The 3,105-nt window shown below is 34.6% G+C and carries 3 protein-coding genes; all 3 read right to left on the bottom strand.

The features are described from left to right. Positions 1-425: dihydrolipoyl dehydrogenase (locus ENL20_06300; protein HHE38165.1), on the bottom strand; the 425-nt coding region annotated here is incomplete at its 3' end. Further along, positions 422-1,885: an RNA polymerase sigma-54 factor gene (rpoN, locus tag ENL20_06295; protein ID HHE38164.1), complete on the bottom strand. Its 1,464-nt coding sequence runs from the start codon at positions 1,883-1,885 to the stop codon at positions 422-424. The genes rpoN and ENL20_06300, both read right to left, overlap by 4 nt. Next, on the bottom strand, positions 1,882-2,622 hold the full coding sequence (gene lptB, locus ENL20_06290; protein HHE38163.1) for an LPS export ABC transporter ATP-binding protein: 741 nt from the start codon (positions 2,620-2,622) through the stop codon (positions 1,882-1,884). The genes rpoN and lptB overlap by 4 nt, the downstream gene beginning before the upstream one ends. Positions 2,623-3,105: the final 483 nt, after the last annotated feature.

Below are 3,105 nucleotides of genomic sequence, written 5' to 3'. Positions count from 1 at the left end.
CCGGTTGCGAGAATAATATGATCTGCTGAATATTCGGATTTATCTGTTTTAATGAGATATTCATTATCTCTTTTTTCAATTTGTAAAATATTTTCATTATAAATCGGAATATTTCTTTTTTTGAAAATGAATTCAATCCCGGATACAAGTTTATCAACAATTTCATTCTTTCTATTAAAAACACTCAAATAATTTATTTTTGGATTTTTAACCTCTATCCCGAAATTATCAGCTTCGTTTATCTCTGCAAAAAGTTCCGCAACTTTCACCATCGATTTCGTCGGAATACAACCATGATTCAGACAAACTCCACCCAATCTTTCCTTCTCAAAAACAGCTACATCGATTTTAAATTGATCCAATCTGATCGCAGAAACATATCCGCCGGGACCGCCGCCAACAACAATCACAGCATATTTTTTCATTCACTTCTCCTGAGGTGACTATTCAGAATTCCCATAGATTTTCGATATTTCGCAACCACTCTGCGTGATACATTAATTCCCTGTTTTGTCAGATTATCAACAATATCCTGATCACTTAAAGGATTACTGGAATCTTCATTATCGATCATCTTCTTGACGATCGTTTCAACATTCTGCCTGGAAATGGAATTATAGTTATTATCCTTGCCGGCTGTGCTGCTGAAAAAATCTTTTAAACACATGATGCCAAAAGGAGTATCTGCATATTTGTTTTTGACGACTCGGGAAATTGTCGATTCATTGACCTGCAATTCCTCGGCAATTACGGAATATGTCAAAGGTCTCAGAACTCCGCTGTCCTGATAGAAAAAATCGACTTGATTTCGAATTATTGCCCGAACAACTCTTTCCAATGTCCTGCTTCTTAAATAAACAGATTTTATCAAAAATTTTGCTGAATTTATTTTGTTTCGGACATAATCCACTGCTTGTCTATCTTTCCCGACTTTTCGGAGAATATCCTGGTAATGTCTGCTCATCCTGATGCGGGGAAGCGTAAAATCGTTGCTGATGATCTCATACTCATTTCCGATCTTTTTGATGATCACATCCGGCACAATATAATCTGACTGACCGCTCTGGATGCGCAAACCCGGTTTTGGATCAAGATGGGAAATCTGGTTCTTCCAATTGATCACGGTATTTAGGGTAACTCCATATTTGGAAGCAATCTTTTTATATCTTTTATGGATCAGATCACAGAAATCGTATTCGATTAGATCAAATAATTGCGGGCTATGGATTTTGTTATCCAGTTGAGCTTTCAGACATTCCTGAATATTACGAGCAGTGATCCCTTTCGGATGAAAATTCAGGATCAAATTATGAATTTCATCTGCTCGCTGTTCGGAAATTTCGTATTCTTCTGCCATTAAATATAAACTGAAATCTTCCGGCAGAAAACCATGAATATTAACACTGTCTATCAGCTCGAAACCAAAATCATACTCATTTTCTGTTAGCTTGAGTTTGTCTAACTGATCAAAAAAATCTCTTTTTTTATTATCCTGTGCTCTTAATATCTGTTCAAAAGTTACCTTTTCTTCATTAGATATCTTGTAACTTCGGTCTGTATAAAGTTCATTCCAGGAATCCAGGATCTCGCTTAATTCCTGACTTTCTTTCAGAGTTTTTTCAAGCTCAGTATCTGCAGTTTCTAAATCCTCGGAAGCTTCTTCCTTTTTACTGGTTTCTTCTTTTTCGGAAGAATTTTCTTCGGATTCATCATCTTCCCGTAATTCCTGGATTTCCAGCATGGGATTTGTTACTAATTCCTGTTTCAGATGTGTTTCCAACTGCATTAAAGGCATTGCCAGCATTTCCAGAGATTGGAGCATTTTTGGTTTTAACAAAAGATTTTGTGTTAATTTAAATGATAAAGATTGTTTTAATTTATTCATAATTCATTCCCGAACGGATTTGTGAATCTTTCACCTAAATACACTTCCCGGGCTTTTTCATCATTTACTAACTCCCGTGATGTTCCTGAAAACAGGATTTCACCGTTATAAATAATATAAGCCCTTTCCGTTATTTTCAAAGTTTCTAAAACATTGTGATCCGTAACCAGTATTCCTATATTTTTTTCTCTTAATTTTCGGATTATATCCTGAATGTCCGCAACTGCCAAAGGATCAACTCCGGCAAAAGGCTCATCCATCAGCATAAAAGAAGGATTGGTTACCAGAGACCTGGTTATTTCCAATTTTCTTCGTTCTCCGCCTGAAAGAGTATATGCTTTCTGCTTTGCCAAATCGGTAAGATTCAGTTCCGATAAATATTCTTCCAGTTTCTGTTTTCTCTCTTTTTTTGAAATTTTTATCGTTTCCAAGATTGCCATAATATTCTTCTCAACAGTTAATTTATGGAAGATAGAAGGTTCCTGAGCAAGATAACCGATTCCCAGTTGAGCTCGTTTATACATCGGGAGTTTAACGATATCTTTTTCATTAAAAAAAACCTTTCCCTGATTAGCCTTGATCAAACCCAGGATCATATAAAATGTCGTGGATTTACCGGCTCCGTTTGGTCCCAAAATCCCGACAACTTCACCTTGCTGAACGGTAATACTGACATTATTTACAACCCGTCTCTTACCGTAGATCTTTACTAAATTCTTCGTTTCTATTCTATTCATATTTTCGGTTTATCTTTTGAATTGGAATTTTATCTGTCAATGAAATTGTTGTATAAAATGATTTTTTATAAGAGAGGTTGGAATAGATTTTGCTGTAACTTATTTTATGAATTGAAATTAGGCTTTTCTGATTTTATTAAATAAAATTAGAGTTAATCCAAAAAGCAGCTTTAAGAAAAATAGTATCCACTAATTAGACTAATTTTAAATTTCGCCAAACTAATAGGTTTTTCAGATAAAACAAGCAGAACTCTGTAATTTGTTATATTATCTTAAGTTTCGCAGTTCGATATTCACCATTATAAAACGAATTAGAATTTCAAATTTATCAAACAAGCAGATGTTAATTTATTAATTATGAGGGAGTTAACCATAAATTTCCATTTTTTGTCATTTAGAAGAATCATTAATCCCTCTCAATCTCCCCTTATGAAGGGGAGTTCAAAGGATTCCGCAGAGATTCTTTAGGAAATTCCAAACAAT

The sequence above is a fragment of the Candidatus Cloacimonadota bacterium genome (assembly GCA_011372345.1).
Taxonomy (GTDB): Bacteria; Cloacimonadota; Cloacimonadia; order Cloacimonadales; family TCS61; genus DRTC01.
The sequence above is the reverse complement of the archived record's forward strand: the minus strand, read 5'-3'. Positions and strand labels throughout refer to the sequence as shown.

What these genes read in the sequence shown, in the direction of transcription:
- rpoN (HHE38164.1), bottom strand. Translation starts at nt 1,885, where the DNA reads ATGAATAAATTAAAACAATCTTTATCATTTAAATTAACACAAAATCTT.
- lptB (HHE38163.1), bottom strand. Translation starts at nt 2,622, where the DNA reads ATGAATAGAATAGAAACGAAGAATTTAGTAAAGATCTACGGTAAGAGA.